This is a genomic window from Acidobacteriota bacterium (assembly GCA_018268895.1).
Lineage (GTDB): Bacteria > Acidobacteriota > Terriglobia > Terriglobales > Acidobacteriaceae > Edaphobacter.
Genome location: JAFDVP010000001.1, coordinates 1332364 through 1358553 on the forward strand (window position 1 = coordinate 1332364; position 26190 = coordinate 1358553).

General features: G+C 57.1%; 27 protein-coding genes. 19 read left to right on the plus strand and 8 right to left on the minus strand.

All coding sequences use genetic code 11. The features are described 5' to 3' along the window. On the minus strand, positions 1–645 hold the full coding sequence (locus JSS95_05785) for an SGNH/GDSL hydrolase family protein (GenBank protein MBS1799319.1): 645 nt from the start codon (positions 643–645) through the stop codon (positions 1–3). 291 nt (positions 646–936) lie between these two features. On the opposite strand from JSS95_05785, the gene JSS95_05790 reads away from it, so the two are divergent. The 5 genes from JSS95_05790 (at position 937) to JSS95_05810 (ending at position 5138) form a co-directional block, all read left to right on the plus strand. Next, the gene (locus JSS95_05790) at positions 937–2658 is read left to right on the plus strand and encodes a nitrite/sulfite reductase (protein MBS1799320.1); all 1722 of its coding nucleotides are present in this window, start codon (positions 937–939) and stop codon (positions 2656–2658) included. Between the two features lie 21 nt (positions 2659–2679). Then, positions 2680–3321, plus strand: a complete 642-nt coding sequence (locus JSS95_05795; GenBank protein MBS1799321.1) for a bifunctional precorrin-2 dehydrogenase/sirohydrochlorin ferrochelatase — start codon at positions 2680–2682, stop codon at positions 3319–3321. A gap of 5 nt (positions 3322–3326) precedes the next feature. Beyond that, positions 3327–4067: a uroporphyrinogen-III C-methyltransferase gene (gene cobA, locus JSS95_05800; protein MBS1799322.1), complete on the plus strand. Its 741-nt coding sequence runs from the start codon at positions 3327–3329 to the stop codon at positions 4065–4067. Between the two features lie 118 nt (positions 4068–4185). Continuing rightward, entirely contained in the window at positions 4186–4611 is a 426-nt protein-coding gene (locus JSS95_05805) for a rhodanese-like domain-containing protein (protein MBS1799323.1), read from the plus strand. Further along, positions 4608–5138 carry a TlpA family protein disulfide reductase gene (locus JSS95_05810; protein ID MBS1799324.1) on the plus strand — a complete coding sequence of 177 codons (531 nt, stop codon included), beginning with the start codon at positions 4608–4610 and terminating at the stop codon, positions 5136–5138. The genes JSS95_05805 and JSS95_05810 overlap by 4 nt, the downstream gene beginning before the upstream one ends. Before the next feature lie 9 nt (positions 5139–5147). Here JSS95_05810 and JSS95_05815 read toward each other — a convergent pair whose 3' ends face one another. Continuing rightward, positions 5148–6446: an MFS transporter gene (locus tag JSS95_05815; protein MBS1799325.1), complete on the minus strand. Its 1299-nt coding sequence runs from the start codon at positions 6444–6446 to the stop codon at positions 5148–5150. Positions 6447–6639: 193 nt separating this feature from the next. Here JSS95_05815 and JSS95_05820 point away from each other — a divergent pair, with 193 nt between their 5' ends. Continuing rightward, complete coding sequence (locus JSS95_05820) at positions 6640–7221, plus strand: polyisoprenoid-binding protein (protein MBS1799326.1); 582 nt, start codon at positions 6640–6642, stop codon at positions 7219–7221. Between the two features lie 70 nt (positions 7222–7291). Here the strand turns inward: JSS95_05820 and JSS95_05825 are convergent, their stop codons facing one another. Together JSS95_05825 and JSS95_05830 are read right to left on the minus strand one after the other, a co-directional pair. Then, positions 7292–8074: a response regulator transcription factor gene (locus tag JSS95_05825; protein MBS1799327.1), complete on the minus strand. Its 783-nt coding sequence runs from the start codon at positions 8072–8074 to the stop codon at positions 7292–7294. Between the two features lie 3 nt (positions 8075–8077). Further along, a complete protein-coding gene (locus JSS95_05830) occupies positions 8078–8425 on the minus strand; it encodes a PilZ domain-containing protein (protein MBS1799328.1) in 348 nt (115 codons plus the stop codon). 294 nt (positions 8426–8719) lie between these two features. Between JSS95_05830 and rpsP the strand changes: the two genes are divergently transcribed. The 3 genes from rpsP (at position 8720) to rimM (ending at position 10168) form a co-directional block, all read left to right on the plus strand. After that, entirely contained in the window at positions 8720–8959 is a 240-nt protein-coding gene (rpsP, locus tag JSS95_05835; protein MBS1799329.1) for a 30S ribosomal protein S16, read from the plus strand. Between the two features lie 325 nt (positions 8960–9284). Beyond that, positions 9285–9536 (plus strand): KH domain-containing protein, encoded by a 252-nt coding sequence (locus JSS95_05840; protein MBS1799330.1) that lies wholly within the window; start codon positions 9285–9287, stop codon positions 9534–9536. A 47-nt stretch (positions 9537–9583) separates the two neighbouring features. Then, on the plus strand, positions 9584–10168 hold the full coding sequence (gene rimM / locus JSS95_05845; GenBank protein MBS1799331.1) for a 16S rRNA processing protein RimM: 585 nt from the start codon (positions 9584–9586) through the stop codon (positions 10166–10168). On the opposite strand, the gene JSS95_05850 is transcribed toward rimM, so the two are convergent. Beyond that, positions 10165–11040: a hypothetical protein gene (locus JSS95_05850; GenBank protein MBS1799332.1), complete on the minus strand. Its 876-nt coding sequence runs from the start codon at positions 11038–11040 to the stop codon at positions 10165–10167. The two genes, rimM and JSS95_05850, sit on opposite strands and share 4 nt — an antisense overlap. A gap of 148 nt (positions 11041–11188) precedes the next feature. Here JSS95_05850 and trmD point away from each other — a divergent pair, with 148 nt between their 5' ends. The 7 genes from trmD (at position 11189) to JSS95_05885 (ending at position 17339) form a co-directional block, all read left to right on the plus strand. Beyond that, positions 11189–12025: a tRNA (guanosine(37)-N1)-methyltransferase TrmD gene (gene trmD / locus JSS95_05855; GenBank protein ID MBS1799333.1), complete on the plus strand. Its 837-nt coding sequence runs from the start codon at positions 11189–11191 to the stop codon at positions 12023–12025. Positions 12026–12119: 94 nt separating this feature from the next. Continuing rightward, positions 12120–12458 carry a 50S ribosomal protein L19 gene (gene rplS / locus JSS95_05860; GenBank protein MBS1799334.1) on the plus strand — a complete coding sequence of 113 codons (339 nt, stop codon included), beginning with the start codon at positions 12120–12122 and terminating at the stop codon, positions 12456–12458. Positions 12459–12543: 85 nt separating this feature from the next. Next, a complete protein-coding gene (locus tag JSS95_05865; protein ID MBS1799335.1) occupies positions 12544–13305 on the plus strand; it encodes a ribonuclease HII in 762 nt (253 codons plus the stop codon). Then, positions 13290–14015: a PIG-L family deacetylase gene (locus JSS95_05870; protein ID MBS1799336.1), complete on the plus strand. Its 726-nt coding sequence runs from the start codon at positions 13290–13292 to the stop codon at positions 14013–14015. Before JSS95_05865 ends, JSS95_05870 begins: the two co-directional genes overlap by 16 nt. Next, complete coding sequence (pdxH, locus tag JSS95_05875) at positions 14005–14676, plus strand: pyridoxamine 5'-phosphate oxidase (protein MBS1799337.1); 672 nt, start codon at positions 14005–14007, stop codon at positions 14674–14676. Before JSS95_05870 ends, pdxH begins: the two co-directional genes overlap by 11 nt. 64 nt (positions 14677–14740) lie before the next feature. Continuing rightward, positions 14741–15949: a Gfo/Idh/MocA family oxidoreductase gene (locus JSS95_05880; GenBank protein ID MBS1799338.1), complete on the plus strand. Its 1209-nt coding sequence runs from the start codon at positions 14741–14743 to the stop codon at positions 15947–15949. 10 nt (positions 15950–15959) lie between these two features. After that, positions 15960–17339: a Gfo/Idh/MocA family oxidoreductase gene (locus JSS95_05885; GenBank protein MBS1799339.1), complete on the plus strand. Its 1380-nt coding sequence runs from the start codon at positions 15960–15962 to the stop codon at positions 17337–17339. A gap of 10 nt (positions 17340–17349) precedes the next feature. Here JSS95_05885 and JSS95_05890 read toward each other — a convergent pair whose 3' ends face one another. The 3 genes from JSS95_05890 to msrP form a co-directional block, all read right to left on the minus strand. Then, entirely contained in the window at positions 17350–19374 is a 2025-nt protein-coding gene (locus tag JSS95_05890; GenBank protein MBS1799340.1) for a DUF1800 domain-containing protein, read from the minus strand. Positions 19375–19683: 309 nt separating this feature from the next. After that, a complete protein-coding gene (locus JSS95_05895) occupies positions 19684–20391 on the minus strand; it encodes a sulfoxide reductase heme-binding subunit YedZ (GenBank protein ID MBS1799341.1) in 708 nt (235 codons plus the stop codon). A 6-nt stretch (positions 20392–20397) separates the two neighbouring features. After that, positions 20398–21381, minus strand: coding sequence for a protein-methionine-sulfoxide reductase catalytic subunit MsrP (msrP, locus tag JSS95_05900; protein MBS1799342.1), 984 nt, complete (start codon positions 21379–21381; stop codon positions 20398–20400). Positions 21382–21527: 146 nt separating this feature from the next. Between msrP and JSS95_05905 the strand changes: the two genes are divergently transcribed. The 3 genes from JSS95_05905 (at position 21528) to ligD (ending at position 26189) form a co-directional block, all read left to right on the plus strand. Then, positions 21528–22298, plus strand: a complete 771-nt coding sequence (locus JSS95_05905) for a fumarylacetoacetate hydrolase family protein (protein MBS1799343.1) — start codon at positions 21528–21530, stop codon at positions 22296–22298. Positions 22299–22502: 204 nt separating this feature from the next. Continuing rightward, entirely contained in the window at positions 22503–23441 is a 939-nt protein-coding gene (locus tag JSS95_05910; protein ID MBS1799344.1) for a Ku protein, read from the plus strand. A 30-nt stretch (positions 23442–23471) separates the two neighbouring features. Next, positions 23472–26189 (plus strand): DNA ligase D, encoded by a 2718-nt coding sequence (ligD, locus tag JSS95_05915; GenBank protein ID MBS1799345.1) that lies wholly within the window; start codon positions 23472–23474, stop codon positions 26187–26189. Position 26190 lies beyond the last annotated feature (1 nt).

Consider the following 26190-nt stretch of genomic DNA (forward strand, 5'->3'; position numbering starts at 1 on the left):
CTATTTCGCAGACAAGAGCTTCAGAGCCAGAGCGGCTACCTGCCTTCCCTGGATGGCGCTTCCCTCGGCGTTGAAGTGCACATCGTCGGCATGGAGGTTCTGGTGCGGCAGCATCAGTGCGTGCAGATCGTCGATTGCGATGTTCTGCGTCGCGACGAACTCTCCGGCGATCTCGTTTCGCAAGTCGATGCGCGCGTTGGTTGCGCCGTCCTGCTTGTCCTTCCTCACTGGGGTGATGGTGGCCCAGATCAAGCGGGCGGATGGCGCTCCGGCGTGCACAGCGGACAGAAGCTCCGGGAAGTAGCGCTTGTACTCGTCTTCGGTGTATCCCCAGCCATGCATCCCGTTGTTGAAGTGAACGACGTCGAACCGGACATCGATCATCTTGAAGTATTCGGCGAGCTGCAGCGTAAGGCGTTCGTCTCCAACAGAGGCAGAGGTGGCGAAGTAGTAGCAATTTGCTTTGTCGGCGAGATCGCTGGCGACGGCCATGTAATAGGCACGCGTAATGGAATCGCCTACGAGCAGCACATTGGGCAGGGAGGGATTGGGGGCTTGGGGCCGGTCGGTATAAGTCCATTCAATCTTTTCAGTTACACTTCTTCGTTTCTCAGCCGCACTGGCGGAGATGACCAAAAGCGCCATAAAGACTGCCAACAGAACCCTTTTCAAGCCACTCGCTCCCTTTTGATTACGCCAGTATCACGCAGACTTCTCTTGACTCTCACCCACGGCGCGATTAGCCTTTAGACATGGCGAAGAACAACAATATGACCATGACCTGTTGCGCGTGTTGTCGCGGCCGGGTGGCTGTTGTTCTCTTTGCCTGACTTCTTCCTGTAACCCACTGAAGAATATGCAAAGCAGCATACACCCACTCCATCTTACGAGTGGGTTTTCTATTCTTCACACCAAAATTCAAAGGGAGTTTCACCAATGTCGACCGCGCCATCAGCACCAGTGAAAGAGACCAAGGCCCAGAAGAGTGAGCGCCTGAAGCGGGAGAAGAACCCGTGGGAGGCGTGGGATGAGGTTCGCCAGTTTGCGCGCGACGGACGCGATTCGATCCCAGCCGACTGGATGATGTACTTCCGCTGGTGGGGCGTCTACACCCAGGGAGACGGCCTCGGTGTAACCGGCGGCACCGCCGGCGAGGGCAAATCCACGGAATATTTTATGATGCGCATCGCGCTGCCGAATGGCATTCTCACCAGCGCACAGCTCCGCGTCGTCGCCAACCTGACAAAGAAATATGCACGCAACCTCGCCGACATCACGACGCGCCAGAACATCCAGCTTCACTGGCTGACGATCGGCGGCCTGGTCGAGGTCGTGGATGCGCTGGAGGCCGTGGGGCTCAGCTCCAAGGGAGCCTGTGGCGACGTTGTGCGTAACGTCACGGGCTGCCCGCTTGCCGGTCTTGACGGCCACGAGCTGATCGACGCGAGCCCGCTTGCCATCGAGGTCGCACGCACGCTCAACGCGAATACGGCGTTCTACAATCTTCCGCGCAAGTTCAAGTTCACTGTCTCGGGCTGCCCGCTGTGGTGCTCGTTCCCGGAGATCAACGACGCTTCGCTGACCGCGATCAAGCGCACGGTCAACGGCGTTGAGGAGATCGGCTACACGCTCCGCGTCGGCGGCGGCCTTTCGACGGAGCCGCACATCGCGGTGCGTATTCCCGCCTTCGTGCGCCAGGACCAGGCCATTGCGGTGGCCACGGCCACGGCTGAGATCTTCCGCGACACCGAGGTCCTGCGCGAGAACCGCAGCCGCGCCCGCATCAAGTACCTCTTCATGCGCTTCGGCTGGACCGCGGAGTCGTTCCTTGAGGCGCTGGAGGCGAGGCTTGGCTATAAGCTCGATCCGAGCCCGGTCACGGCAGACAATGTACCGGCGGACATCTATCGCGACCATATCGGCATCACGTCGCAGCGCCAGCCTGGCCTTTCGGCTGTGGGTGCTTCGGTGCTCAACGGACGCCTCTCCGGCGATCAACTGCTCAAGCTCGCCGAACTCGCTGAGAAGTACGGTGACGGAAGCCTGCGCGCAACGATTGGGCAGAACATCCTCATCGTCAACGTGCCCGACCGCGAGACAGCGGCTCTGGTCATCGAACTCAACACACTGGGACTGAACGTCGATGTATCGCCCTTCTGGCGCGGAGCCATCGCCTGCACGGGAACCGAGTTCTGCAAACTGGCGATCGCGGAGACCAAGGGCTTCAACAAGTGGCTTGTCTCGGAGCTTGAGGACCGCCTGCCGGGATTCGACCAGCAGATTCGCCTGCACGTTACGGGTTGCACCAACTCCTGCGGCCAGCACTGGATCGCCGACATCGGCCTCGAGGGCAAGAAGATCAAGAAGGACGGCGAGATGGTTGACGCCTTCTTCTTCTGCGTGGGCGGATCGGTCGGCAAGTATGCGAGGACGGCGCGCCAGCTTGGGTATCGTGCCGCAGCCACGGATGTGCCCGCAGCGATCGAGCGGCTGCTGAACGGCTACCTTGCCGCACGCACTGCGGGCGAGGACCTGCGGTCGTACTTCGACCGCACAGACGACGTCACGCTCCGCGCGCAGCTTGCAGGAGAGGTGATCGAGGCTGTCGAGCGGGATGCTCCTCCGGTAGGCGCGGGCCGCCTGGCTCCTGCTGAATAACGTGAGGAGTAGCCTAATCGCATGTCACTGTTCCCGATCTTCCTGAAGTTGACCGGACGGCGATGCGTTGTCATCGGCGCGGGGCATCTTGCCGAGTCGAAGATCGAATCGCTGCGCACAGCCGATGCCACAGTGACTGTCATCGCTCCGGCGGCCAGCGAGAGGATCGCCGTGCAGGCGGCCGCGGGCGAGATACAGTTCCACCAGCGAACGTATCAACCTGGCGATCTGGCGGGAGCCTTCCTGGTCGTCGCCGCGACGAACGATCCTGCGGTCAACCGGGCAGTCTTTGCGGAGGCAACAGCGACCGGCGTGCTGTGCAATGCCGTCGACGATCCGCCGTTCTGCGACTTCTACTTCCCTTCCGTCGTCCGGCGTGGCGAGCTTCAGGTTGCCGTCTCGACGGCCGGAAACTCGCCTGCGTTGGCGCAGCAGCTTCGCAAGGAGTTGAACGAGCAGCTTCCGCTCGATCTTGGGAACTGGCTGGCAGAGCTCGGACAGCTTCGCCGCGAGGTTGTGGCCGCTGAGCCGCTGAATGAGTCTCGCCGGTTACTGCTGCATGAGTTGGCACAACGGCAGGTCTGCGGCTACGACCAGTGTCCCTCGCGGCTGCTGGCGCGTGAGCATGCGCTCACGAATCCTATCCCGGCGGAGAAGGCGTGATCTCCATCCCAGACGCAGAATCCGGCAACGTTTACCTGGTCGGCGCTGGCCCAGGAGACCCGGCTTTGCTTACGCTGAGGGCCGCTCATCTGCTTAAGACTGTCGATGTGATCCTTCCTGATGATCTGGTATCGGACGAGATCCTTGGCCTCGCAAGCCCTACGGCTAACATCATTCCTGTCGGCAAGCGTTGCGGCCAGCCACGAATTACGCAGGCAGGCATCCATGAACTGATGCTCGAACACGCGCGGGCTGGAAGCTCGGTTGTGCGGCTCAAGTCGGGCGACCCACTGATCTTTGGCCGCGCAAGCGAAGAGATTGCCTTCCTCCGCGAGCATTCGATTCCGTTTGAGATTGTCCCTGGAATTACGGCAGCATTTGCAGTCGCCGCCTCGCTAGAAGCTCCACTGACAGACCGCGCGCGGGCATCAAAGCTCATACTGGCTACGGCCCACCATGCGGCGGGTAAGGTGTCGTTGACGCCAAGCTGGTCCGGAGCGTTCCCAAACGAAGCCACGCTGGTGATCTACATGCCGGGCCGCGACTTCGAGACGCTGGCAGCCGACCTGATCGCCTCAGGAATCTCCCCTGCGACACCATGCACGGCGGTGTCTGGCGCTTCAACGCCAGATGAGCATGTTCATGTAGCTACGCTCGGTACCCTCTCCAGCGCCGACGTCGGGCCTGCACCAGTGATTCTGATGGTTGGGCCGGAGATCCATCGATCCAAAGCACAGACGCACTGATGAACCGCAGGAGGCTAATCGTCGTTCGCTAGGAGACGGGGCTAACGGTAAACTTAGCAGTATGAGACTTTGCCGCTTTTTCCTGATGGTTTTGCTCGCAATTACCCAGATTGCCTTTTTGCCGTCCCGGTCCGTCGCACAACAAGCACATGTACCGGCCACATCCATCCCTGAGGCCAGCCTTGTCCAGCCAGCCGACCTCCTTGCAACGCTTCAGTCGGATTCGCCCAAGCCAATCATGCTGCACGTCGGCTCGGCCGTCATGTTTGCCACAGCGCATATTCCTGGTTCCGAGTACGTCGGTCCCGGAAGGCAACAGACCGGTCTCGACGCCTTGAAGACCCGTGTCGCCTCTCTTCCCAAGGACACGGCCATCGTCCTCTATTGCGGTTGTTGCCCGTGGGGCCGCTGCCCAAATATCGCGCCCGCATACAACCTCCTGCACGATGCGGGATATACCAATCTCAAGGTGCTTTACCTTGCCGACAACTTCGGCACCGACTGGGTTGACAAAGGCTACCCAGTTGCAAAGGGACGTCAATGATGCGAGCACTTTTCCAGCTCGCGATTGCTGCTGCTCTCGCGTCTTCCTCATTTGCCCCGGCCGAAGCCGCAACTGCAACGAATGCCCCGAAGGCGGCAACAATCCACGTCGCCCCGGAGTTCACCCGCAGAGGAATCGACGGTAAACCTGTAAATCTCGGCAGCTATCGCGGCAAGGTTGTGCTGTTGAACTTCTGGGCGACGTGGTGCGGTCCGTGTATCACCGAGATACCGAAGTTTGCCTCTTGGCAAACAAAGTACGGCCCGCAGGGCTTCCAGGTTGTCGGCGTTTCGATGGACGACGATTCGGCCCCCGTCCAGAAGGCCTCACGCAAGCTGGGGATTACATACCCGGTTGTGATGGGCGATGAGCATTTGAGCGAACTTTACGGCGGGGTGCTCGGGCTTCCAGTCAGCTATCTCATCGGCACGAATGGCAAGGTGGTCGCACGATACCAGGGCGAAGTAAGTCTCCCCGAAATAGAAAAGCAGATCGTCCATCTCCTGACGTCGAGAAAGCCCCAGTGAGAACGGGCCTCAGGAGAGGCTCTTCTGCTGTGCGGGGACGGCTTCTTCTGATTTCGTCCAGTCTTCCCCGCGCGCTTCTCGTCCGAGGCCGGTGACGAGAGCAATGGCGATGGCCCCCACGACTACGGTCCATGACATCACTGTGGTTAGGACGCCTCCCGAATAGCGCTGCGCAAATGCCGCCTGGAAGACTCCATTCCTTGACGAAACGAGATTGCCTAGCTGGTAAGCGAAGCCCGGGAAGACCGCACGAACCGGCCCCGGGGAGAGTTCGTTCAAATGAGCGGGGATAATCCCGAACGCGCCCTGCACGGCGAACTGCATCAGGAAGCCACCCAGCGCGAGCATGGGAATAGTGTGCGACCATGCCCATAGCGGAATCATTGGAATCGCCGAGAGCGCCGCGATGATGATCATGCGCTTGCGCCCGAATCTCTCCGACAGCGCGCCGCTGATGATGCCTCCAAGCAGGGCGCCAACATTGCTGATGACGACGATCAGCCCTACGTGGCTCGGGGAAAGGCCGTGGTCCTTTTCAAGCAGTGTGGGGTAGAGATCCTGGGTTCCGTGGCTGAAGGAGTTGAAGGCGGTCATCAGCAGCACGAGAAAGAGGAAGGTTGGCAGGTAGGTGAGGAATGGCTTGAAGTCGATGCCCTTCTTCGCCGCTCCTTCTGCCCGCCTCCGCTGCTCAGCCTCGAGCCAGACCGGCGATTCCTCGACCTTGAACTGCATGTAGAAGGCGAGGAGCGCGGGAAGGGCTCCGATCATGAACATGACGCGCCATCCGGTGAACATGCCGGTGCCATGCAGATGCGGAAAGACCAGGCCGTAGAGGGCGGCCGCAAGCAGGTTGCCGACGACGTATCCCTCCTGCAGGATGCCTGAGAAGACGCCTCGGCCACTGGCGGGGAGCGACTCGAGGGCAAGCGCCGCGCCGACTCCCCATTCACCGCCCATCGCAATTCCAAACAGGGCGCGGGAGACCATGAAGATTGTCAGCGTTGGAGCGAACGCCGAGGCCAGCTCAAAGACCGAGAACGCGATGATATTGATGATCAGCGTGGGTCGGCGGCCATACCGCTCTGCCAGCAGGCCGAAGATCAGCGCTCCGACCGGCCGCATGACGAGAGTGAAAAAGATTGCCTCGGCGATCTCCTTGATCCCAACGTGGAATTCTGCCGCGATAGCCTTGAGGCAGACGGTGAGGAGGAAGAAATCGAAAGCGTCGAGTGTCCAACCGAGGAAACAGGCGGCGAAGGTGCTCCGCTGCGCCGGGCTCAGGCGCTTGAGTTCACTAAAGAAAGCCATATCGCGAGATGCTAGCACTCCTAGGCTACGATTGGCTGCGCCCTTCTGCTCATGTAACACAGCTAATCAATGTTGAATTTTGTTGACTTCTGCCTCTTCGCAAGCGTCTTTCGATCTAGTAGCATCGTCCTACATTTCCCAACATCCGATGTTTATTTCATGTGCCGCACCACTCACGAAAGAGGAAACTACTATGCACAAACGGTTTGCACTGGCCCTTACCCTCGCAGCGGCTTCGCTTGCAGGGACCAGCGCTTATGCTCAATCCACCTGGACTATCGACCCCAACCATTCGAGCATCAACTTCGAGGTCCGGCACCTTGGAGTCTCAAATGTGCATGGTTCGCTCACTGGCGTAAAGGGCACTGTTGCTTATGACGAGAAGGACATCACCAAATCGAAGGTAGATGCTACAGCCGATACGACGACGATCAACACCAATGTCGAACGGCGAGATCAGGACTTGAAATCGCCGAAGTATTTCGACGTGCAGAAATATCCTCAGCTTAGCTTCAAATCGACGAGCATCTCAAACGCTGGCGGCAAGCTGACGATGACAGGGGATCTCACGCTGAATGGGGTGACGAAGAGCATCACGCTTGATGTCGATGGCCCCGCGCCACCGCAAACCGACAAGCAGGGCAAGACTCGCAGCGGCTTCTCCGCTACAGGCAAGTTGAAACGGAGCGACTACAGCTTCGGATCGGGAACTCCCAATGCTGTGATCGGAGACGACATAAAGTTTTCGATCGACGTGGAGATCGACAAACAGTAGGTACTGCGGCCGCAAGCAATAAAGAAAGGAGCCCACACGGGCTCCTTTCTTATACACCGATTGAGTGCCTTTACATCTTGGCTCGAAGCGGCTGTGTCGGCTCGGTCTGATGCAACAGAGCAGCTTCCGCTTCGGTGGTGTATTTCTTTAGCAGCTCATGATGAAGACAGTAGAGGGCAAGCTCCAGGCGGTCCGATACGCCCAGTTTGTCGTAGACCTTGCGCAGATAGTTTTTGATGACCTGCTCGGTCGTTCCAATCTGGTAGGCGATCTCTTTATTCCGCATACCGCGAGTGATGCAACCGATAATGGCAAGTTCTTTTTTAGAGAGCTTGGGCTGAACCTTGGGGTTGGTCAGGGTCGTTGCCTGGGAGCGATAGGCTTCGATGACCCAGTTGATGGACTGATTGTCGATCCAGGTTTCGCCTTCGGCAATCTTACGGACGCACTTGACGAGAAGATCGGGCGAGATGGAACGCGGCACGACACCTCGCACACCCCGCCGGTAGAGCTCGACGGTGTTGGTCTCGTCCGACTCCATGACCTGCACGATGAGCTTGGCGTCAGGGGCCTGCCGTACCAACTCAGGGATCGCATCGATGGTGCCGGCGACCAACTGTCCTTCAAGGACGACGACATCGGTGGGATAACGGGCAAGTGCCGCCTGGAGGTTACCAAGGGTTTCGACCTGGGCAACGACGCGGATGTCGTCTTCCAGAGCAAATACCTTGCGCATGCCTACACGGTAGATGGCCTGAGAGTCTGCCAAAATGACTCGAATCGCGGGGGAGTTGCTGTCTTCCTCGTGGTTCTCTTCAGGTTCCCGAGAGTGATCAAAATGAACAACCGTCATAGTTCAAGCCTTTAGAAAATATTCATCAATCACTGCCGCCGCTTTCTTTTCTCCATCCTGCTGATAGTGGCGGACCACGCGGCCTATACAGTGAATCGTTACGTCTGTTTCGGATCCCATAATTGCTGAGGGCATAGCGATCGTAAATTCGATTCTGCTATCAATCTCAGGTAGCCGGTCACTTACAAAAAGCAACCCATTGGCCGAGATATTCTCCGTTACCGCATGCAGTTCCCCTTGTTGAGTCTGTATCTGCAAAGGTAACTTCATAGGAAAACGCACGGCGGTACGAACTGGATTTTCACCCTTTGTCTTCGGCGACTGGCCCACAACTTCTCCCTTTTGCCTCATAGAAGCACGTCCGGCGGGGATGTTTATCAACTGACACACAGGAGTCTACCGCAGAAGTAACCACTCGCTAAAGAGAATTCCTTCTGAAATAGACCGCAGGAAGAAACTTCGGGAGAAAACGCTGCCCGAGCCAGGTGCGACCAGCTTCCATATTTTCGATAGCTCCATTGCGAAAACCAGCGATTTCCGCCATACTTAGGTGTTGGGTTCTGTGCGATCTCCGGTTCGCTTCATCGGTGCGTCGCCTGAGTAACGCCACCCAAACTAACGTTCTGAGAGGCTTTTCCTGTGTTGATGATTCGTCTGGCGCGCGTAGGAGCGCGCAAGCAGCCCCACTACCGCATTGTTGTTATTGAGAAAGATCGCGCCCGTAACGGACGCTCGGTTGAGGTGGTTGGCACCTATAACCCACGCACCAATCCTGCGAGCGTCGAGCTCAAGCGCGACCGCATCGACTACTGGACCAGCAAAGGCGCCCAGCTCTCTGACCGAGTCGAAAAGCTGCTGGCCGGCAGCACACCGGCTGCCGCGTAAGTTACTTCAGATGCCTACTTTGGGAACATTCGATAGTTCCCAAAGATTTGGTGTTACCGCAGGTTCTCCATATTGCATCTGCGGTTTCGTCACGTAAACTTCTGGTATTGCGATTCTCTGACCTGAGGCTCTGCAAGGCAAATTTTTGCAAGGTTTCAGGTCATAGACTAGTCGGCTAAGCTCGTTTTTTTTGGCACATCCTGAAAGATCTCGCAATAGACGAGGCGAAAGGTCTGAGCAGAAGCCCGCATTGTGAACCCAGGAGGTGTGAAAAATGTCTCAGGCTACGAATATGCCGGGGGAAGACGACGGAAGCTTACAGAATATGACCAGCCTTGTGATAGAGATCGCCAAGGCACTGGTTGATTCCCCTGAGAACGTTTCCGTAGAGGCCTTTCGCGACGGCGAAGCAACAGTTCTCAGGTTGCGGGTAGCGCCAGGCGATATTGGCAAAGTCATAGGCAAACAGGGTCGAACCGCCCGCTCTCTTCGTACGATTCTGGCAGCGGCGAGCATGAAGGTCCGGCATCGTTTTGCGCTCGACATCGTCGAGGATGATTCGACACACAATGCTTAAGGTGTTCCCTGAACCCGAACACCTACGAATTTGAATAGACTGAGCTTATGCCCACCCCCGCTCCGTCGCTGACCGTGCTGGCTCATCTTCTCCGTCCACAAGGACGCAAAGGAGAGTTGCTGGCCGAACTACTGACAGACTTTCCGGAGCGGTTTACCGCGCGCGATGACCTTTACCTTGTCCCTCCTGGATTTGAGGGAGAGTTGAGCACGGCGAAGAAGGTCAGGGTTGTCTCCTCGTGGGAGCCGGTTGGCAGGAATAAAGGCCGCATCGTCTTGCAGTTTGATGGGGTTGAAAGCATCACGGATGCCGAATCCCTGGCTGGATTCGATGTGGTTATTCCTGAAGAAGAGCGGGTGGCACTGCCTGAAGGCTCCGCTTATGTGAGCGATCTGATTGGATGTGCGGTCTTCAACCGTGAGATACCGATCGGCGAGGTTACCGGGGTGGACTTCCCCGCTTCATCGGACGGCGCGAAGCTGGACGACGTTCCGTCGCTGATCGAGGTTCGCTCTCCTGATGGCGCTGAGATTCTTATCCCCTTCGTGAGGGCGTTTCTGGAGTCGTTCGATCTGCATGAACGAAGGATTGTCTTCCGTCTGCCTGAGGGGTTGGTGGATGTAAATCGCTAACGGCCAAACCGGTAGGCAAAGCCAATGGAGACGATGGGATAAATCGGATAGCTCTCCAGATCGTTATTGAGCTTTTTGATCTCTTCCTGAAGGCTGGTCTGCGCCTCCTGGTTCTTCGCAAAAGTGAAGCATCCTTCATTGGTACATGCAGTGCCGTTGAGGGTCACGTCGATCTTTGCCGCTCCCGTATAGGCAGCTCCAAACTCCAGAGGTATGGAGAAGCGGCTCTCGCGCTTGCCAAGAAGATTGAATCCAACTGTGATCATTGGCGCCATATGGTGCGGGAAGATGACCGTTGCATTGCCGTTCAACGGGTCATCGACGCTGTTGATAAACCCCTGGCTACCCAGCTCAAAGTAGTTTCCCGCAGGAACACTCGAGATCGCCGTCAGGTTGTTCTTGTAATAGAGCACACCAGGGCTGACACGAAAACTGTGGTGCGTTGGATACCAATCAAGGCTCAGACCACCGGAACGAAGGTTCAAGCGCGAGTCGTAGTCCACACCATCGATGTTGAAGAGGTAGTCGAACGAAAAGAAATTTCCCTGCCCTCGCAGGCCGAAACTATGGGAGAGTGGCGTTGCCACCTCGATCCCTGCGCCAAGGGTATTCGCATGGGCCGTAATCGTAACCGACGAGAATGGACCACCCCGAGACGATCGAGGCTGCGTTACGGCGCTGGGCCTTGAAGAATGCCAATACGTCGAGGTCGTTACTCCTTCTTCCGGTCCGGCGGTAGAATCGGAGACTGACACAGTAACCAATGACTGACGGGCTATTTGCGATTGACCGGAGGCCTGCAATGCAAGCCCGCACTGCGCAGCAAGCAGTATCCCCGAGAAGACGAGTTTTGTCCTCAAAATCAATACCATTTGCCCTGGGCTTTTAGGGGATTCCTTACGATCTCTTACAGGTTAAAACATTGGACGGCTAAATTCATTCTGCAGCGTCAACTTTCAGTGATATTCCACCTGCAACTTCCCGTGTATTTATTACAGACGGATGTAGAAACCAATTTTCATGCGATTTGACATCATTACGATCTTTCCGGATTTCTTCAGAAGCAACTTTGAGTTCGGCATTTTGAGCCGCGCCAGAGCGACGGGGCTGGTCGACATTGCTACGCACGATCTGCGCAGCTTCACCAGCGATCGGCACCGCACGGTGGACGACAGGCCATTTGGCGGCGGCGAGGGAATGGTTCTGAAGCCTCAGCCAATCTTCGATGCCGCCGCAGCACTGAACATCGCGCCGAAGACAGTTCGCGATCGAGCAAAGGAGACCGTGATTCTGCTGTCAGCACAGGGGCGTCCCTTTACGCAGGCAACGGCGCATGGGTTATCCGGCGTGGAACGGGTCGTGATGATTTGCGGGCGATATGAAGGCGTGGACGAGCGTGTCAACCAGCTATTGTGCGATCGCGAGATTTCGATCGGTGATTATGTTCTCTCAGGAGGCGAACTGGCGGCAGCGGTCATTGTGGATGCCGTCGTGCGCCTGCTGCCTGGAGCGCTGGGGCATCCGGACTCGTCACGGTTTGAGAGCTTTGGAGCGGAGGACACTGCGCTGGAGCCAGATACAGGCGACGGACCTCCTCGAACGACACATGGAGCCGGAGGAATACTTGATTACCCCCATTACACACGGCCAGCGGAGTTTCTGGGAGCGGAGGTGCCGGAAGTTCTTCAAGGAGGAAACCACGATGCCATCCGATTGTGGAGGAGACGCATGGCACTGCGGAAAACGCTTGAAAACAGGCCGGATCTTATCGAGAAAGCGGCATTGACGAAAGCGGATCGCAGCTTGCTGAATGAGATTGCCGCCGAAATAGACGCGAAGCGCGGAGAAGCACCCTGAACATCAACACTTCTCTGCCCTAAATGCCTGATTTGGTGTAAACTGAAGACTCGAGTCCATATACAGGAAAGTAGTCATGTCAATCCATCCCATCATGCAGAAACTGGCCGCGAAACTTGAGCGGACCGACCTTCCAAACTTCGCTCCCGGCGACACCGTTCGCGTTCAGGTCAAGATTCGCGAGGGCGAGAAAGAGCGCCTGCAGGCGTTCGAGGGCATGGTCATTGCATGCCGCAAGGGACCTGAGGGAACCTTTACCGTGCGCAAGATGAGCTTCGGCCAGGGCGTCGAGCGCATCTTCCCGTACAACTCCAAGGTTGTCGACAAGGTCGAGAAGGTTCGTTCGTACGAGGTTCGCCGTTCGAAGCTCTTCTATCTGCGCGGTCTGCGCGGCAAGGCGGCCCGTCTGCGCGAAGTCGAGCGCGCCAGCTAGTTTAGTCCATCATTTTCACAGAAACCACGGCCCACAAGCCGTGGTTTCTTTTTGTGCGGAAGGTTATAAACTTTTCGCAGAAGGTATGGCTTCATCGACTCCTATACGCCTCAAAAAGACTGTCGCGGCCTCGACGGCGAAGCAGCGAATGCTGAAACAGCTTGTCTGTAGCGACGCGCCTGAGCAGGCTCTGCGTTATTGCGGCTTCCGCGTGATTGCAGGCGTGGATGAGGTTGGGCGAGGCGCCCTGTTCGGCCCGGTAGTCGCTGCCGCCGTGATCCTTCCGGCACGGACAGCAGGCCTGGCCAAGGCAGGCTTGAAGGACTCCAAGCAGCTATTGCGAAAAGACCGTGAGCGGCTGGACCGCCGGATACGCCGCGTTGCGCTCGCGGTGAGCGTGGCCGAGGTGGATGCGGAGACGATCGACCGTGTGAACATCTATCAGGCAAGCCGTCTTGCCATGCTCCAGGCGGTAATGGGGCTTTCCATAGAACCGGATCACCTGCTGATCGACGCCATGCGCATCGACCACCCCTGCCGGCAGACGAAGCTGATCTATGGCGACTCGCTGAGCCTGTCGATCGCAGCGGCTTCTGTAATCGCCAAGGTGCATCGAGATGCCCTGCTGCGCGAGCTAGACGCAAAGCACCCGGGGTATGGACTGGCTTCGCACAAGGGCTACGCCACTCCAGAACACCGGCGGGCGCTGGTCGAACAAGGCCCGACGGCGCTGCACCGAAAGACCTTTGCTCCGGTAAAGGCAGTTGATCGCGATGCCTTGGTTGAAGACATGGTCTCCGGAGAGCTATTCGGGCCAGAAGAAGGTGCGGATTGGCTCAGCGACTGATGTGCGTGGTGGCGCATCCGGACGACGAGTGCTTTGCCTTTGGCGGCGCGCTGGCATTGGCAGTAGATCGCGGGGTTGAGACCTACGTCATCTGTATGACCGATGGTCAGGCGGCCAAGAACCGCGGCTCGGCTGCCTCAGGGGTCGACCTGGGCAGAATGCGTCGCGATGAGTTTGCAGCATCGTGCAAGGTGCTTGGCGTCACCCGGCATGAGCTAATGGGGTATCGCGATGGCGAATTGACCGAGGTCCCGATCAAGGAGGCTGCGGGCCTCCTGGTTGAGAGGATGCGGGAATTTCACCCGGACGTTGTGCTTACTTTCGGTAGCGACGGAGGAGCCAACAAGCATTCCGACCATATGATGGTGTCTATGTGGACGACGGCCGCATTTCACTGGTCTGGGCAGGCAAAATACTTTGCAGGCTCCGGAGACGTCTTTCAACCAAAGCGGCTGTACTACCAGACAACAAAGTTCTTTATTCCAAACCGGCAACCTCCCCTGCCACTGCCATGGACGGTTACGCTCGATATCCGCTCGGTCGAGGAGCGGAAGTTTGAGGCGTTTCGGAGACATGTATCACAGGCTCCGTTGATGGAGCAGACACGGGAGTACTTTCGGAAGTATGGCGCTGAAGAGCATTACACGCTGGTTGCCACGGACAATCCTCAGCCGGCACGACAATCCTCAGATCTCTTCGATGGACTCTGAAGCTAAGCCGCATGATCCGGTCGAGCCGGAGGGAGTTGTGGATACCACTCGAGCTGAGCTTGTGGACCCGCTCCAAGCCGTCAAAGATGCCGACGAGCCGATCGCGCTCTTTCAGGCATGGATGACTGAAGCGACGGCAAGCGAGATCAACGATCCAAATGCCGCTGCACTGGCCACAGCAAACTGGGATGCCGCCCCCAGTGTGCGTATGGTGCTAGTGAAGCAGGTTGATGAGAGGGGGTTCTGCTTCTACACCAATTCAGAGAGCAGAAAGGGACGGGAGCTCGCTGCAAATCCTCACGCAGCGCTTTGCTTCCACTGGAAGAGCCTGGAGCGGCAGGTGCGGGTGGAAGGCCCCGTGATGGAGCTCCCCGCGTCCGATGCCGATGCGTACTTTCACAGCCGCTCACGAGGCAGTCAGTTGGGGGCATCGGTGTCCCGGCAGAGCAGGCACCTTGAAAGCCGCGAAGAGCTGGAGCATCTGGTTGCAGATTCGGCAGAGAAATATCCAGGAGAGGTGCCGAGGCCGAAGTGGTGGAAGGGATATGCAATCCGGCCTGAAAGGGTGGAGTTCTGGCTGGCAGGCGACGACCGGCTGCACAATCGGTACGTATTTGTACGAAAAATCGGTGGGTGGAGCAAGGAACTATTGTTTCCATGAGCCAGTGGTCCGTCCAAATTGATATAGTTCGCAGTGCAGCGAAATAGTCGTTAGGGAGACGGGAATGGCATTGGACATATTTGGGCGACGAGAGTTTCTGCGGGCGGCGGGTTCCGCGGGGTTGATGGCGGGGGTTCCCGCGCTGGCTGAGATGAGCGCGATCGATCCGGCACGCGTGGTGCATGAGGTCGCTGAGCCGGAACAGGATGCAGAAGCTAAGCCGCAGTACTCGATCAAATTCGCAGTCTGCGGGATGAGCCATGACCATATCTACGGCATGGTGGGCGCGATTCAACGTGGGGGCGGTGTTCTGGTAGCGGCTTATGGCGCGGAGCCGGACAAGCTGGCCGCGTTCACCAAGCGGTTCCCCGGCGTGAAGATGGTGAAGTCCGAGGACGAGATTCTGAACGATCCTTCCATCCAGCTTGTGCTGAGTTCGACCATTCCCGACCAGCGTGCGCCGTTGGGCATTCGCGCAATGAAGAAAGGCAAGGATTACCTGAGCGATAAGCCAGGCGCAACGTCGCTGGCACAGATTGATGAGATTCGAAAGACCATCTCCGAGACAAAACGGATTTATGCAATTCTCTATAGCGAGCGGTTTGAGGTAAAAGCTGCAATCAAGGCAGGCGATCTGGTGAAGGCAGGTGCGATTGGCCGCGTCATCCAAACGATCAACATAGCTCCGCATCAGATTGTGCAGCACGGCGTGGACCCTTATGCCGGTGGCGCAGGCGGCAGGCCCGAGTGGTTCTGGGATGCGGCGCGATATGGTGGCATTCTGACCGACATCGGGTCACACCAGGTGGATCAGTTCCTGTATTACACGGGTTCGACACAGGCTGAGATCGTGGCGTCGCAGGTGGCGAATGTGAACCACCCGCAGCGGCCGAAGTTCCAGGACTTCGGAGACATGATGCTGCGCGGCGATCGCGGATTCGGTTACGTGCGGCTGGACTGGTTTACTCCCGATGGACTGGGAACGTGGGGCGACGGGAGGCTCTTTCTCCTTGGGACCGAGGGATACATCGAGGTCCGCAAGTATATCGATATTACCCGCAGCAAGCAGGGGAACAACCTGTTCCTGGTGGACAAGAACTCTGCACGGTCCATTGATTGCAGCAATGTGACGCTTCCCTTCGGACCGCAGTTCGTCTCCGACGTGGTCAACCGCACCCACATCGCGCAGGACCAGACCCAGTGTCTGCTGGCGGCGGAGCTTGTGGTCCGCGCGCAGATGAAGGCGCAGCACGTAACGTTGAAGAACGCTTAGGAGATCGGCCATGGCAGACGTAACCAGACGGCAATTTTTAAAGACCGCCGCAGGCTCGGCTGCCGTGGCCGGATTCCCAACGATCGTTCCTTCGACCGTCTTCGGTCAGATGGCTCCGAGCGAGCGCATCAACGTAGGCGCGATCGGTGTTGGAAGGATCTCGCGCGTTCACGACCTGCCCGCTATCTTCAGGTACGACGGCGCCCGCGTTATCGCAGTGTGCGATCTCGATTCCAACAGGGCTGAGCTGGGGCGCCAGTTTGTCAGCGAAGCCTATACAAAGAAGCTGGGCAAGCCCTACGATGCGGTGCAGGTTTACCACAACTATCATGAGCTGCTGGCCAACAAGGAGATCGACGCTGTCGTCATCTCGACTCCCGACCACCAGCACGCGATTGTGGCTGCAGGTGCTGTTCGCGCGGGCAAGGACGTCTACCTGCAGAAACCGGCGTCGCTGACGATCGCTGAAGGAAGGTATCTGAGCAATGCGGTGCAGGCTTCGGGAAGAATTCTGCAAATCGGCAGTCAGCAGAGGTCATGGAAGCAGTTTCATCGTGCGTGTGAACTGGTGCGCAATGGGCGCATCGGTGAAGTGAAGCATGTCGAGGTTGGGCTGCCCGGCGACCCGGCGGGAGGTGACCCAACACCGATGCCGGTCCCTGCGGGATTCAACTACGATGCGTGGCTTGGTTCGACGCCCGATGTTCCGTACACGGTAGATCGTGTGATGCCGCAGAAGGGGTTTGACAGGCCGGGATGGCTTCGTATGGAGCAGTTTGGCGCCGGGATGATTACAGGGTGGGGCGCCCATCACGTCGATACCGCACACTGGGGAATGAACACCGAATATACAGGGCCGGTAGAGATCTGGGGAACAGCCGAGTTCCCTATGCACGGTCTCTGGAACGTTCATGGGAAATTTCTGACCCACGCTCGCTATGCGAACGGAATGACCATGGACATATCGGGGGACTTCCCAAATGGCATCAAGTGGTACGGCACGAAGGGCTGGATCTTCGTAACACGCGACGAGATGACGACTCCCACTGTGGGAGCTGGAACGGTCACGAAGATCGAACCGCTGATGGCAAGCGATCCGAAGATTCTGGACTCGGTCATCGGGCCCGATGAGATTCATCTCTATACAGCTACGGAGCAACATGCGAACTGGCTGGACTGCATCAAGACGCGCAGGCAGCCAACGGCTCCCGTTGAGATTGGCCACAGGGCATGTACGACGTGCCTGCTCCACCACATTGCGATGAAGACCAAGAGACACCTGCACTGGGATCCGGAGCGCGAGCGGTTTAATGGCGATGACGAAGCAAATGCGATGCTGTCGCGGCCACAGCGCTCACCGTACACGTTCGATCAGAGCAGTTGGGGCTAGCCTCTGCCCATCAGTGCATTTGAAATTCTGGGCTACCCATGACGAGCGCTGTCAGTAGATTCAGAGTGTCAGTGGGAGGCGTCGCCGGCGTGACGATCTGATCGATCTGCTTGCGGATAAGCTGGTTCGTCTGAGCGGAGACCTCTTCCCCGATCAAAGAAGATTCCAGAACATGCAGGGCAAGATCCTGCCCCGACAAGCCTGGAACCGGCGATGCAGTAGTGTTGAGCATCGCCTCCGCATAGCGGGGCTGGCGCAAAGGGGCAGGAGTGGCGACCGGAGAGACTGCCGGCTGGCTCATCACCCCAAGCGCGAGGACATGGGCTGGGTCGAACTTCTGATTCGCAAATTTATTGCCTGTCAACGCATAGGCAAAGTTGAGGCGATCGACGAGCGCCGATGAGTTCATCCATTGATCGGCTGTGATGTAGTAACCCGTCGGCGGAAGTGCATAGTACGGAGGCATCCCCATCGTCTTGAGGGCCTGCACAAGAGCACCGGGGTTCACAGGATCCGTCACTGTGGTACGGAACGCAGAGGCGATGAACTCCATTGGGGTCTTAACCTTGTTGTGAAAATACTTTCGTGAGTTGAACTCCGGAGACTGAACCAGCGCGCGAAGGATCGTCTTGATATCGCCATCGCTTGAGAGATAGGTTGCGGCCAGGCGGTCAACCAGTGCAGGCGGGGGATCGTCGGCGACAAATCGCTGCGCAAGTTTGTAGCTGATGAAGTGCGCTGTCTTTGGACTGGCAGCAAGCAGAGTCAATGCCTGCGTACCCTCATCCATTCCGTTTGCCGAGGTTCCAATCGTGTGGCCGAACCATTGTTTGGTGCCGGGCTCGTGGCGCTTGGGATCGAAGAGGAAGGGGCCTGCCTGGCCGGGACGGTCGACAGTCCAGCCCGTCAGTATGGCGGAGAGCGCGGTGACGTCGGCCTGCGTGTAACCGCCGTTGACACCGACCGTGTGGAGCTCCATCACTTCCCTGCCATAGTTCTCGTTCAGGCCGCGGTTGCCCTTTTTCGATCGAGGATTGGCCGGGTTGACTCCGTTGGCGAGTGAGTCCGGGCCAATGGAGTTCCAGTTGTCGAGGTAGACCATCATTGCCGGCGAGGTCGCGGTCGCAAGAAGCAGATCGCGGAATTTACCGAGCGCGTTTTTACGGATTACGTCGCGTTCGTAGCTCGTGGTGTACCACTGGTCGGAGTCTTTGCCGATAAAGATGTTGAAGTGATTGAACCAGAAATCGGTCATCACCTCCTGAAGCTGACGTTCCGAGAGAATGGCTCGAAGCAGTTTGGCTTGCGAGAGCTCGCTGGCGATCTGGTAGGAAGAGCCGACGTTGGCGGCCATGGCGTTGAAGAGCTCACGCTCGCGAGGTGAAAACTCCGAGACCAGCAGGTTGCGCTGCTCTCCGGAGACATACGAGGTGAAGGCGATGCGATCGGCTACAGGAAGCTTGACCAGTGCAGCCATACGCTGATTGCGCGGCAAAGTGAACAACTCCCCTGCGATGCGGGCAGCCGTCGCCTGGTCCTTCTGTTTTTGCTCGGCCAACTCGGCATCGGTTGGCGGTGGCGACGCAGGCTTTCCGTCGGCATCCACTTTTTTGCTGACGTTGTCTTTGAACAGCTTGTAGAGTTGCACTTCGTAGACGGCTGCCAGACTGGGGTCGGTTGGAGGATTGATCTTCTCATTGGCGACGGCCTGAATGGCCCCCCGGTCGGGAAAGGCGGTAAGCGCCTGCTCAGGCGACATCGTCAGGGTGGGATAATCGGCGAGACGTTTGTTGAGCGCGTTGTCGTTGATGGCCGCGGGGTTGAGCTGCTGCTCGAACCATTCGTCGGCACCCTGTGCTAAAACCTGTTCAACCTCGCCTGGACGAGGCCCGAAGGTGAAGCGATTGAGCATTTGCGTAACGCGTTCCCGCTGCGTAAGAGGAGCTGATGCCAGCACCTTTGCGGGTGTTGCAGGCTTCGATTTCGATGATCTGGGATGCGGCGTGGAACCGCCACTTTTGGCCGTCGATTGCATGGAAGCCGCACCACTCTGCGCGAGAAGCGTTGCCAGGATTGCCGAGGATAAGACAGTGGCGATTCGTCGCATGGGAACCCCTACATTACTAAACAGGGTTATGGCTGGGAAGTTGCGGTGAACAAGCGTGTTAGTGCAATTTCTCTCACGCTCTTGATTATCCCTCTCGCCCGTTGAGAACATGATGGGCATGATCCTGTTTCATGTTGCGCTCGCCTTCGGATTGTTCACGGTGGCTGTGGCCGTAGCGTTCTGGGGCATCCGTGCACTGTTAGCAGCAATCAAACAGGGTCCGCGAATCCGCTAAGCTCAGCCCTTTGTGATCTGAACTGCTGTCCCGGGTCTGTAGCGATGTTTGTACGCGAAATATGCTGCGCGCGCCAATAACAAGACAGTCAGGACTGCTGTCACCTTCCATGGCGTCGTCACTCCGCTTTTCACCAACCACCAGTAGTGAATGATGGCGAGGGCCGCAGCCAGATAGACGAGCAGGTGCAGCCGCTGCCAGTTTTTGCCTCCCATGGCCCGCATGATTGCAGCTGGCGAAGTTACAGCCAGAGCGAGAAGGATGACCCAGGCGAGAAATCCCACCTGGATGAACCGGCGCTTGAGAATGTCGTCAAGGATGTAGGGCCAGACCTGCTTCCACTCCTCGAAGACCACTCCGGGATGACCACCACGTATGCCGCCGAAGACGGCAACAATATCGTAACCGGAGAAGAGGAAGATGTATGTCGCCAGGTGCAATGTGGCATAGAAGAAAGCGTAGAGCCCCAACATTCGGCGAAAACGAATCAGCCATGCAATGCGAGGAGAAAGCCGCCGCACAGGCGTAATAGCGAGCGAGGCAAGCAATATCCAGAGAGCCCAGTCGCCTGTAAAGTGCGTGATGTAGTTGACGGGGTCGGGATTGAGCTGGAGAGCGCCTGACTGATAGAAATGCACGAGCCACATGAGCGGAACAAGACACACGATGTGCACGAATGTCTTGAGAATGAGTATGGTGCGTTTCGGCATCTGCAATCAGTAATAGCGCTTGAGGTCCATCCCATTGTAGAGGCTGGCCACCTGGTCGGCGTAGCCGTTGAACATCTGCGTAGGGATGTAGTGCGGCAGAACGGCGCTGTCGATGCGGCGCTCGCGCGCCTGGCTCCAGCGTGGATGATCGACCTTGGGATTCACGTTGGAGTAAAAACCGTACTCCTGCGAATTCTGGTCGTTCCAGGTGGTATGCGGCATCTTCTCCGTGAAGTTGATGCGAACAATTGATTTGCCGCTCTTGAAGCCATACTTCCAGGGGATGATGACGCGAATGGGCGCGCCATTCTGGTTGGGAAGGACCTGCCCATAGCAGCCAAAGGTCAGCAGCGTAAGAGGGTTCATGGCTTCGTCCATGCGAAGACCTTCGCTGTAAGGCCAGTTGTAGCCGAATGGCAGGTCGGGCATCTGCTTGCGGTCGGCAAGCGAGAGAAATTGGACAAACTTCGCGCTGGGCAACGGCTCGCAGAGATTGATGAACTCCGAGAGCGAGTAGCCGTCCCAGGGGATCACCATCGACCAGGCTTCCACGCAGCGATGACGATAGACGCGGCTTTCAATAGGACGATGCTTCAGGATGGTGTCTATGTCGAGCGTCAGCGGCTTTTTGACGAGTCCAGTAATCTGAACCGTCCAGGGACGCGTTTTGAGAGTGCCGGCGTGTTTAGCAGGGTCGCTCTTGTCGAAGCCGAACTCGTAGAAATTGTTGTATCCAGCGGCCTTCGCGAATGGCGTTTGATTCTCGGTGGTGGTGTACTTGCTTGCCGTAGATGGCAGCGCCTGCGCATGAACTGTAGCCGGTGCAAAGAGTCCGGGAATGCGGCTGGCAGCCAGAGCGCCGATACCGAGAGCTGCCCCCCCGGTCAGCAGAAGCCGACGTTGCTGCTGAAAGAGCTGAAAGGTGGATTCGGGAGTGATATCGGAGGAATGGATCGTAGGGTCGAAACCTTTGGAGTGGCGCCGTTGCATACCTTTCCCTTCTAACGCGCCCTCTATGCCGGGCGCTTACCTTATTGGATAGAGTACGTGCCGATAAGGTAACCAGATGCGACGATTTTCTCGAAACTGTGCGCTGAAGTTGCGTTCAGGCGCCCGGTGGGTGCAAACTGTTCGGCATGATTACCGGTGCGCGTGAAAAAGACCTTATCAGTGCGGCAGATATTCTGCTAGATGCCCGTCGAACGGCCAAACCTATTGCAGATCTACCAAAGGGATTGCAACCGCAGACCCTGGAAGAGGCTTACTTTGTTCAGGACAGGATGTCGTGGGCATATGAAGATATTGGCGGTTGGAAGATAGGCGCCGCAACGCCAGACGCAACGCCAAGTTTTGCCCCAATGCCAAAGGCGTGGATAACCTGCAATGGATGCGCGATGGGGGGCGACATGCACCGATACAGAGGCCTTGAGGCTGAAATTGCCTTCCTGATGGGAGCCGATCTTCCTCCACGGGATAAACCCTACACGCGCGAGGAGGTCGTAGCCGCCATTGCAAGCATGCACCCTGTAATCGAGGTGCTCGAGACAGCGTTTCTGGATCTGTCACAGGTCTCAAAGATGAGTGCGACCGCCGATATGGCAGTGCACGGCGGACTGGTGTACGGCGAAGCCGTCCCCAACTGGCAGAGTATCGACTTCACAAAGGAGAAGGTGACGTTGTCGGTAGACGGGGCAGTGCGAGTCGACAGGACTGGATCCAACACTGCCGGCGACCTGATGCGGCTGCTGCCTTATCTTGCCAATGAAGGCGCCAGCCGGACCGAAGGCCTCAGGAAGGGTGACTGGATTACGACCGGAAGCTGGACCGGGAACACGCTCGCGACGGCGGGCTCGGCAGTGGAGGCGCGCTTCTCTACCGCAGGGCTCGCATACCTGCGGTTCGCATAGCCAACCAGTCGAGTAGCGACGTATCAAACACTGTATAGCCGGTAGCTATAGTGCTAGCACCATAGCTATTGTGTTTCCATTTAAGGCCACAAAATGTTGTCTTGAAATAGAGGCATCGTAAGGGTAGGTTGAGGTATCAGATGGAAAACAGGCGGTTTCCGCCTGAACGATCGACGGATTTCTTCGTCGCACAATGAGGCAGTCATGGCGCGTCCTTACTGGTCCGGTCAGATACAGATATCGCTGGTGTCGTTTGGTGTGAAGCTCTTTGTTGCAACGGAATCGAAGAGCGAGATTCGGTTTCATCAGATCAGCCGGAGCACCGGCGAGCGCGTTAGGCATCAGAAGGTGCTTGCCAGCTCTCTTGAGGACAATCCCGGCGAAGCGGCAAATCCTGTAGAAAAGGACGAGATCGTCAAAGGCTACGAGTACCGCAAGGGCGAGTACGTCATCATCGAACCGAAGGAACTCGAGCAGCTTCGTGTGCCGTCGAAACATTCGATCTCAATTACCCAGTTTGTCGGTCTTGATGAGCTTGGACCGGAGTACATCGAGAAGCCCTACTTCATCGTTCCGGAAGACGACGTTCAAGCTGAGGCATTCGCCGTCATTCGCACGGCATTAAAGAAGACAAAAAAAGCTGCAATCGGCAAGATCGCCTTTGGCGGGCGGGAACATGTCTTCGCTATCGCTCCTGCTGAAGACGACGAATTGGGCGGCATGATGGGTTATGCCATGCGCTACCAGGAAGAGCTGCGTGACCCGGCCGAGTATTTCAAAGACATCAAGAAGGTTGCCGTAAATGCCGATTCGCTGGAACTGGCCATGGAACTGATCAAGCGCAAGGCGGCACCATTTAACCCATCCGAGTTCAAGGATGGGTACGAGGCCGCGGTTCGAGAGCTGGTAGAGGCGAAGATCAAACATGCGCCAATCCCGCAGGATGAAACGGTCGCACCGCGACGGGCGCAGGTGGTCAACCTGATGGATGCCTTGCGCAAGAGTGTTGGAGGCGGTGAAACTCCAGTGAAGGCTACTGCAACAAAGAAACCATCAGCTTCGGCTAAACCGTCTAAACCGGAAGCGGGGATCGCTCTGGTCAAACCGGCCAAGTCTCCTTCAAGTAAACGCAAGTCGGCATAGGGCATTTCTCCATCTACAGAGAGGAATGCGATGGCGGCATCGAAGCGAGCTTCGCCCGGACCGGGCAGAAAGAAAACGGCAAAAGACCCTTCTGCTAAAACCATTACAGCGGCTGATATAGTCGACGAGCAGTTGGCGCGTTACCGGTCAATGCGCAATTTCAGCATTACCGAAGAACCCAGCGGAGCGGAACGCGCGCCTTCGAAGGAGCTTCCCTTCTGCGTCCAGAAGCACGCCGCATCGCATCTCCATTATGACTTCCGGCTGGCCTGGAATGGCGTTCTAAAGAGCTGGGCCATCGCAAAAGGCCCAAGCTACTTTACCGGAGCCAAGCGGCTCGCCGTACAGGTGGAAGACCACCCAATCGAGTATGGCGGCTTTGAAGGCATCATCCCGAAAGGGCAATATGGCGGGGGCACCGTGATGCTTTGGGACCAGGGGACCTGGGAGCCTCAGGCTGCCTATCCCGATGTGGATGCAGGACTGCGCGATGGAAACCTGAAGTTCATCCTGCATGGCACGAAGTTGAAAGGTAAGTGGGCGCTGATTCGGATGGGCGGCAAGTGGGCGAAGGAAAAGAAGCCCAATTGGTTGCTCATCAAAGAGCATGATGCGTTCGAACAAAGAGAAGACGATATCCCCATTACCGAGTCCGAAGTGAAAAGCGCAGTCACGGGACGCACGATGGAAGAGATCGCGCGCAATGAAGATCATGTGTGGAACTCAAGTCGAACGAATTCGGGAGCCAAAGCGTGGTCTCGCAAAGAGAGCGCCACCATAGAGGCAGCTACTCATATTGACTTGAAACGATGGCTGAAGGGCCTGCCAAAAGAAGGGCAACCGGGCTTTATTTCTCCGCAGCTTGCCACAATGGCAGAGGTGCCGCCGTCAGAGAAAGGCTGGCTGCATGAACTGAAGCTGGATGGCTACAGAATGCAGGCGCGCAAGGATGGAGAGCGTGTCCAGATATTTACCCGTACCGGCCTCGACTGGACGAAACGAGTACCAACCATTGCCAAAACAATCGCGAAGCTGCCGGTCGAAAATGCGACGCTCGACGGCGAGCTGGTTGTTGTAGCTCCAAATGGCACAACGAGCTTTGCGGATCTACAAATGTCCATGCAGGAGGGGTCCGGCGATTCCCTCACCTACTTTGCCTTCGATCTCCTGCACGTCAATGGGTATAACACGCGAGAACTTGCGCTGAAAGATCGCAAAGAAATGCTCTCGGAGATACTGCATGGCATCGGCACGCATCAACTTCGGCTGAGTGAACACATCGAAACTGGCGGAGCCGAGCTACTACGCGAAGCATGCAAGTTACAGGCTGAAGGAATCGTATCGAAGCGCGGGGCAGCAAAGTATCAACCGGGCCGCACAACCGATTGGATCAAGACAAAGTGCCTTCACGAGCAGGAGTTTGTTGTAGGCGGATATACGCTCCCTGCAAATGGTATTTACGGTGTCGGTGCGCTTCTGCTTGGCTACTTCGAAGGAGATAGCCTGATCTATGCCGGACGCACCGGAACCGGATTTACGCAAAAGACACATCAGATTTTGAGAGACAGGCTGGAGAGTCTCGCTCAAACGAAAAGCCCCTTTGCAGCCTTGTCTGCGGAAGCGCGCAAAGGCGCACGTTGGACTGCGCCTGAGTTGGTGGTGCAGGTGCGCTTTGCAACGTGGACAGCGGACAACCTGGTTCGACAGGCAGCGTTTCTTGGCATTCGCGAAGACAAAGGTGCAAATGAAGTCATACGCGAAGAACCAGATCAGTCGATTGGGCCACGACGCCACGCTTCTAAGCCGCGGAACCCTGCCAAATCGCAAGGGCAAACTTCTGCGACGAAGTCTTCTCCGAGAACCCAAACCAGCAATTCCGGCGAACACGCTCCTGTAAGGCTCACACATCCCGATAAGGTGCTGGACACAAGCTCAGGCATGACAAAGCAGATGCTTGCCGACTACTACTGGAACATTGCAAAGTCGCTTCTGCCACAGATTGCCGGCAGACCTGTCAGCCTCGTTCGCTGTCCCGATGGAATAGGTAAGCCATCGTTCTTTCAAAAACACCTGAGTGCAGCACTTCCGAAGAACATCACAGGCGTCGATGTCCCAAATAGAAAGACGGGAGTAGTTGAACGTTACATCCAAGTGGACACACCTGAAGCGCTCGCTGGCCTTGCACAGCTTAGCGTCCTCGAATTTCACCCCTGGGGATCGAAGAGTGATGATCTGGAGCACCCGGATCGTCTGATCTTCGACCTTGACCCCGATGAAGACCTGGAGTGGCGTGAAGTTGCAAACGCGGCGGAAGAGATACGAATCCGGCTGAAGGACCTGGGGCTGGAAAGTTTTGTAAAGACGACTGGCGGTAAGGGATTACACGTTGTCGCTCCTATTGGAGCAACGCATACGTGGCCCGAAGTCAAGGAATTCGCCCGCAGCCTTGCAGCGCTCATAGAAAAAACTGCCCCACATCGCTATTTGACGAAGATGACGAAGTCCGCTCGCAAAGGAAAGATTTACCTGGACTTCCTGCGCAATGAGCGCGAAGCGACGTCGGTAGCAGCTTATTCGCCACGTGCACGCCCTGAAGCAGCTGTATCGATGCCGTTGAGCTGGGCTGAACTGAAGCAATCGGAAGTAAGGCCAGTCTTTCGTGTCGTCGACTTCAAAGAATGGAAGACTCGTCTATCGAAAGACCCCTGGAAAGAGATGAACCAGATCAAGCAGTCATTGCGCATTTGAC